At 69.3% G+C, this 6,765-nt stretch carries 4 protein-coding genes; 1 reads left to right on the top strand and 3 read right to left on the bottom strand.

The genetic code is table 11. The annotated features are described in order from the left end of the window. Window positions 1–361 precede the first annotated feature (361 nt). Both katE and KBC94_RS25935 read right to left on the bottom strand, forming a co-directional pair. Window positions 362–2,545, bottom strand: coding sequence for a catalase HPII (katE, locus tag KBC94_RS25940; protein ID WP_294377338.1), 2,184 nt, complete (start codon window positions 2,543–2,545; stop codon window positions 362–364). Window positions 2,546–2,574: 29 nt separating this feature from the next. Continuing rightward, window positions 2,575–2,724: a hypothetical protein gene (locus KBC94_RS25935; RefSeq protein ID WP_294377336.1), complete on the bottom strand. Its 150-nt coding sequence runs from the start codon at window positions 2,722–2,724 to the stop codon at window positions 2,575–2,577. 300 nt (window positions 2,725–3,024) lie between these two features. Between KBC94_RS25935 and KBC94_RS25930 the strand changes: the two genes are divergently transcribed. Continuing rightward, the gene (locus tag KBC94_RS25930; protein WP_294377333.1) at window positions 3,025–3,843 is read left to right on the top strand and encodes a transglutaminase family protein; all 819 of its coding nucleotides are present in this window, start codon (window positions 3,025–3,027) and stop codon (window positions 3,841–3,843) included. Here the strand turns inward: KBC94_RS25930 and ligD are convergent. Beyond that, complete coding sequence (ligD, locus tag KBC94_RS25925; RefSeq protein WP_294377330.1) at window positions 3,833–6,712, bottom strand: DNA ligase D; 2,880 nt, start codon at window positions 6,710–6,712, stop codon at window positions 3,833–3,835. The two genes, KBC94_RS25930 and ligD, sit on opposite strands and share 11 nt — an antisense overlap. Between the last annotated feature and the right edge of the window lie 53 nt (window positions 6,713–6,765).

Raw genomic sequence — 6,765 nt, 5'->3', positions numbered from 1 at the left:
CAACTTGAACTCCAGCGAATGCTGGCGGTATGTCGATCTTGCGGTCATGAACCTTCTCCTGGTGAAGGCCCAGCCAGCGTATCAGTCTCTGCAACTATCGGTGGTCCAGCCCCAGGGGTTCACTCCACGCAGCGCGAAGCGCGTAGCGAGTTCTGCCGCGGCCCGTCTGTCCGAGCACCGCAGGGAAGTCGGCGCGCGGCGCCGACCGCCCCACTTGAAGCGCCGACACGCCCTCACCGGCACCAGGGCCGGACCACGGACCACACAACACCAAGCACCCACACCGACCACTGCAAAGCAAAAAGGGCCAACGCGACCACAGCCGCATTGACCCTTGCGTGAAGACCGGCGAAGAGCAGATTCAGGCCGGCACAGCCTCCACCCCCGCACGGTCCCAGTGCCGGTGCTTGGCAATGGCAGCGACGAAGGTCTGCGCAATGCCCTGCGCCTCTTCGTTCTCGCCCAACTGCTGCGCAGGGGTCGCGGCCACCACCACGCCGGCTGGCGCGTCGGTCTTGCCCTCTTCCACACCGACCGAGGCCAGCAGTTGCGCCCCCTCACCCACCACGCAGATGGACTTGAGGTGCTTGAAGGCCTCCAGCACGAAATGCTGCGCCTCGCCATTGGCCATCAGCGTCTTGGCGTTCTCGGTGCCCGCCGGCACCAGCACCGCATCGAACATCACCGACGGCATGTTGGTGAAGGTGGCATCCACCTCGACCTGACGCTTCGATGCGCTCGTGACGCTGCCCAGACGCGGGCCCACGACCTTGCACATCGCCCCCGCCGACTCCAGCGCCTCGCGGATCGGCTTGAGCGAGGCCGAGTCGACGCCGTCGCTCACCAGGATCGCGATCTTGCGCGTCTTGATGCTGCCGTCGCCGGTGCCGATCATGCTCAGCGCGGGCGATTCCTCGATGGGGAGGTTGATCCGCGCCTCACGGTAGCCGGCCTGGCCTGCAGCAGCCTTGGCGTCGGGCGCCTCGATGCCCAGCGGCTCGGCCACACGGCGGGCCAGCTTTTCGTCCACATGCGCCAGGTTGTCCACCATGCGCTGGCGCACCGCGGGCACCTCCACCTTCGACAGCTCGAAGCGGAAGGCCGCAATGATGTGCTCCTTCTCCACGGCCGTCTGGCTGTTGAAGAACAGGCGCGCCTGCGTGAAGTGGTCGTCGAAGCTCTCGCTGCGGCGGCGCACCTTGGGCGACTCGACCGTCTCGGGGTAGGTCTGGAAGCCCTCGCTGTCGCCATCGACCCGGAACTCCGAGCCATTGCCCAGCGAGTTCGGCTCGTACGCCACCTGCCCGCGCGAGATGGTCTGGCGGTGCATGCCGTCGCGCTGGAAGTTGTGGAAGGGACAGACGCCGCGGTTGATCGGCAGCTCGTGGAAGTTGGGGCCGCCCAGGCGCGACAGCTGCGTGTCGGTGTAGCTGAACAGCCGGCCCTGCAGCAGCGGGTCGTTGCTGAAGTCGATACCCGGCACCACGTGGCCGGGGTGGAAAGCGACCTGCTCGGTCTCGGCGAAGAAGTTGTCGGGGTTGCGGTTGAGCACCAGCTTGCCCACGGGCGTGACCGGCACCATCTCTTCGGGGATCAGCTTGGTCGGGTCCAGCAGGTCGAAGCCCAGCGAATGCTCCTTGTCCTGCGGGATCAGCTGCATGCCCAGTTCCCATTCCGGGAAGTCGCCGTTCTCGATGGCTTCCCACAGGTCGCGGCGGTGGAAGTCCGGGTCCTTGCCGGCAATCTTCTGCGCCTCGTCCCAGACCAGGGCATGGCTGCCCAGCTTGGGCTTCCAGTGGAACTTGACGAAGTGGGCATCGCCCCGGCTGTTGATCAGGCGGAAGGTGTGCACGCCGAAGCCCTGCATCATGCGCAGGCTGCGCGGGATGGCGCGGTCGCTCATGGCCCACATCAGCATGTGGGTGGTCTCGGGCATCAGCGAAGCGAAGTCCCAGAAGGTGTCGTGCGCGCTGGCCGCCTGCGGCATGCCGTGGTGCGGCTCCTGCTTGACGGCATGGACCAGGTCGGGGAACTTCATCGCGTCCTGGATGAAGAACACCGGGATGTTGTTGCCTACCAGGTCCCAGATGCCTTCCTGCGTGTAGAACTTGACCGAGAAGCCGCGCACATCGCGCACCGTGTCGGCCGAGCTGGAGCCGCCCGCCACGGTGGAGAAGCGCACGAACACCGGCGTCTTCAGCGACGGGTCGTTCAGCAGGCCGGCGCGCGTGAACTGCGACATCGACTTGTAGACCTGGAAGTAGCCGTGCGCCGCACTGCCACGCGCATGCACCACGCGCTCGGGAATGCGCTCGTGGTCGAAGTGCGTGATCTTCTCGCGCAGGATGAAGTCTTCGAGCAGCGTCGGGCCGCGCACGCCCGCCTTGAGCGAGTTGTGGTTGTCCGCGATGCGCGTCCCCTGGTTGGTGCTCAGGTGCGGCAGCGGCAGCTCGGCGGTGGAGGCAGCCAGCTGCTCGATCTTGGCGTTCGTTGTGTCGGCCGTGCGGCCGCGGCGCGGGGCGGGGGACTTGCTCTTGGTGGGCATCGGGTGCTTAGAGAAGGAGGTGGGGCCGGTCAGCCGGCTTCGCTGTCGAGAAACACGTCGACGGCGTTGACCAGAGCGACCAGAGCGATCACGGCGGTCATGCCGGCGACGCCCCAGACCAGGAATTCGTCCAGCCAGGCGCTGTTGAGTGCGCTGACAAGGGCAGAGGTCAGTTCCATGGGAATCCTGCTTCGAGAAGGAAGTTGGGGGGGAACGCAGGCCGCTTCGTGCGAGGCATGCCCCTGACAGGTGGGCCGCGAATGTGACAAAGCGTAGGCCCGTGGTTTCGCCGGACGCGTAGTGACGCCACGCCGGCAGATGTGGGAGCGCCGAGCCCGACAAGGTAGGACATGGCCGACGCGCGGCGCACGCCTACACGGCGGGGCGCGAAGGCCTGTGGCACGAACGGTGCAAGGCCGTCTAGGCTCACGCACCCGCGCCGCGACAGTCCACCCCGGACGAAGGCCCGCCCTCCTCCCATGCTCATCCGCATCGGCTACGACATCGAACTGGCCCTGGCCGGACCCACCGCCGTGGTCTACCTGCTGCAGGTGCACCCCGACCGCGCGCACGATCTCGTCGCGCCGGAGCATCCGGTGGCCGATCCCCCCTTCTGGACCGACCACTATGTGGACGGCTTCGGCAACCGTTGCGCCCGCGTACGCGTGCCGGCCGGTCAGCACCGGCTGCGGCTGCACGGACAGGCCACCATCCACGATCCGGGTTGGCCCGACCAGCAGGACTGGGGCGCGCTGCAACATCCGGTGGACGAGCTGCCGCCCCAGACGCTGGCCTTCCTGCTGCCCAGCCGCTATTGCGAGGTGGACAGCGAACTGCTGGCCTTCGCCTGGGCCCAATTCGGCCAGACGCCGCTGGGCTGGGCCCGGGTGCAGGCCATCTGCGACTGGGTGCACCACCACATCCGCTTCGACTACGGCTGCGCCGATGCCGGCCGCACGGCGCTGGGCGGCTGGCGCCAGGGCGTGGGCGTGTGCCGCGACTATGCGCACCTGGCGGTGGCGCTGTGTCGCTGCATGAACATTCCGGCCCGCTACGTCACGGGCTACCTGGGCGACATCGGCGTGCCGCCGGTGCCCTACCCCATGGACTTCAGCGCCTGGTTCGAGGTCTACCTGGGCGGCCGCTGGCACACCTTCGATGCCCGCCACAACGTTCCGCGCATCGGCCGCGTGGTCATCGCCCGCGGTCGCGATGCCGCCGATGTGCCGATCACCATGGTGTTCGGCCAGCACCAGCTCAACCGTTTCGACGTGATCACCGAGGAAGTCAGGGGCTGAAGCCGAGCACCTGCATCGCGCGGGTCAGGCCCTGGCTGGGCACATCGGCCTCGTCCCAAGGGGCATTGCCCGTCGCCAGCCGCTCGCCGACGCTGGCCAACGTCCAGTGCGCACCGCTGGTGAGGTTGGGCAGCTCGTCCCACGCCACGGGCACCGACACGCCCAGCCCCGGCCGCGACCGCACCGACCAGGCGCTCACCGTCGTGGCGCCGAAGCCGTTGCGCAGGTAGTCGACAAAGATGCGGCCCACGCGGTTCTTCGGGCCGCTCTTGGCCACGAAGCGCTCGGGCAGCGTGCGGGCCAGGTGCTGCACCACGGCGCGCGAGAAGTCCTTCACCGTGTCCCAGCCATGCTGGCGCCGGATCGGCACCACCACATGCAGGCCCTTGCCGCCGCTGGTCTTGAGCAGGCCGTCCAGGCGCAGCTCCTGCAGCAGCGTGCGCATCAGCAGGGCGCCTTCCTGCACATGGGCCCAGGGCACGCCTTCGCCCGGGTCGAGGTCGAAGGTCATGCGGTCGGGCTTGTCCAGCCCGCGCGAATGGCCGTTCCAGGTGTGGAATTCGAGCGTGTTCATCTGGGCAGCCGAGAGCAGGCCCTTGGCGCTGTCGATCTGCAGCAGCGGCTCATGGCCCGGGTCCAGCGCGGGGTCGAGCAGGCGCACGCCGGGCAGCGGTGCGTTCTGCACATGCTTCTGGAAGAACAGCTCGCCACCCACGCCGTCGGGCGCGCGCACCAGCGAGACCGGCCGGCCACGCAGGTGCGGCAGCATGAGCGGCGCGACCTGGGCGTAATAGGCGATGACCTCGCCCTTGGTGGCACCGCTGGCGCGGTCGATCACGCGGTCGGCGTGGGTGATGCGCAGGTCGGCCGGCAGGTCGCTTTCGCTGCTCTCGCCGGCAACGACGGCCGGCTTGCGACGGCCCTTGGCGGATGCGGGCTTCGCCGCAGCCGCGCGCGCTGTCGGCCTGGGGGACGCGGCCTCTTTCGGCGTCGAATGTGCGTCCGCCTTCCCCGCGGCCCGCGGGGCCTTCCCGTCGGCAGTCGATGAATCCATGGCGTGCTCCCGAACGATCTGCCGCGCGGGCTTGTCGCTACGCAGGCCCTGGAACACGGCCTGCCGCACCTTGCCTTCGCGCGTCCACTGGCCGAAGGCCACTTCCGCGACCAGCTCGGGCCGCACCCATTGCGCCTTCTCGCCCGCCGGCCGCGGCGTGAAGGGGCATTCGTCCTGATCGAGTGCCTGCAACTGCGCATGCATCTCGGCCAGGCGGCGCTGGTCGAAGCCGGTGCCGACATTGCCCGCATGCTTCAACTCGCCTCGCTCGTCGTACACGCCGAGCAACAGCGCGCCGAAGCCGATGCGGCTGCCGCGCGGCGCGGTATAGCCGCCGATGACGAACTCCTGCCGCAACTGGTGCTTGAGCTTGATCCACCCCAGCGAACGGCCGCTGATGTAGGGGCTGTCCAGCCGCTTGCCCACGATGCCCTCGAATCCGATGCCGGCCGCAGAGGCCAGCAGGTCGCGCGGCGTGGCGTCGAAGGCCTCGCTGAAGCGCAGCGAGGGCGGCAGCTCGCCAGCGTCGAAGATGGCGCGCAAGGCTTCGCGCCGCAGCGTCAGCGGCTCGTCACGCAGATCGCGCCCGCCCACGAAGGGCGCGTCAAACAGCCAGTAGACGATGGGCGCCGTGGCCTGCAGGTCGAAGGCGTTCTGCAGGGCCTGGAAGTCGGGCGCGTCGTTCGCGCCCAGCACGCCGATCTCGCCATCGAGCCAGGCATTGCGCACCGGCAATTGCGTCAGGGCGCGGGCCAGTTCGGGCAGGCGGTCGGTCCAGTCGTGGCCATTGCGGGTGAAGCAGCGCACACGTCCGCGGCCGTCGATGTGGGTGAGCAGGCGGTAGCCGTCGAACTTGAGTTCCCACGCCCATTGCGCAGGCTCAGCCGGCGGGCCGTCGGCCAGCACGGCGAGCTGGGGGGCGAGGGTGTCGGGCAGCGCGGCGGCCACGCCCGGGAGGGGCGTCTCTTCGGCGTCCTTCGGCCTTCCCTTCCTGGCCGTGGCGTCGGCGCGTTGGGTGGCGGCTTTGCTCCGGCCGCGGATTGCAGGCTTGCTGGCGACCGGGGGATCGGGTTCTGCCGGCTCGGCGGCGGGGGCGGCATCGGGTTGGCCGATGTGCCGCACGCTGTCCGGCTCGGCCTCGGTCACGTCGTAGTCGGCCAGCGGCCGCGCGGCGGCATCCTCGTCCTTGATGAGCAGCCAGCTGGGTTTCTTCTCATCCTTGCCGTGCATGCGCACCAGCGTCCAGCGGCCATGGAGCTTGTGGCCCTGCAGCGTGAAGCTGAGCTTGCCGGCGCGCAGGCCAGCGCGGGCATCGCCTTCGGGCACCCAGGTACCGCGGTCCCAGACGATCACCGTGCCGGCGCCGTACTGGCCCTCGGGGATGCGGCCCTCGAAGTCGCCGTAGGCAATGGGGTGGTCCTCCACCTCCACCGCCATGCGCTTGACCGTGGGGTCCAGGCACGGCCCCTTGGGTACCGCCCAGCTCTTGAGCGTGCCGTCCAGCTCCAGCCGGAAGTCGTAGTGCAGGCGCGTGGCGTCGTGCTTCTGCACCACGAAGGCCAGGGCCTCCACGCCCGGCGCGCCGCCATGGCGGGGCTCGGGGGTGCGCTGGAAGTCGCGCTTGCGGTGGTAGGCGGCCAGGGCCTGGGCGGCGTCGGCCGCGGGCTTCGAGATGGCGGTGTCGCGCGGGCCGGCGGTATTGCGCGTCGCCTTGCTGCTCGCCTTGCCGGTCGTGGCGCTGCGTGCCTGGCGGGCCGTCTTGCGGGTGGCCGGCGCCGCTCGGCGGGCAGGGGTCTTGTGGGTGGCGGTGGCCATGTGAATCAGTGGCAATCGGGCGGAGGCGAGCGTGGCGCTGTGGCGCAGCCTTC

Source organism: Pseudacidovorax sp. (assembly GCF_017991995.1).
Lineage (GTDB): Bacteria > Pseudomonadota > Gammaproteobacteria > Burkholderiales > Burkholderiaceae_C > Xenophilus.
This window is presented reverse-complemented; position numbering and strand designations above follow the sequence as displayed.

What these genes read in the sequence shown, in the direction of transcription:
- katE (WP_294377338.1), bottom strand. Translation starts at nt 2,545, where the DNA reads ATGCCCACCAAGAGCAAGTCCCCCGCCCCGCGCCGCGGCCGCACGGCC.
- KBC94_RS25935 (WP_294377336.1), bottom strand. Translation starts at nt 2,724, where the DNA reads ATGGAACTGACCTCTGCCCTTGTCAGCGCACTCAACAGCGCCTGGCTG.
- KBC94_RS25930 (WP_294377333.1), top strand. Translation starts at nt 3,025, where the DNA reads ATGCTCATCCGCATCGGCTACGACATCGAACTGGCCCTGGCCGGACCC.
- ligD (WP_294377330.1), bottom strand. Translation starts at nt 6,712, where the DNA reads ATGGCCACCGCCACCCACAAGACCCCTGCCCGCCGAGCGGCGCCGGCC.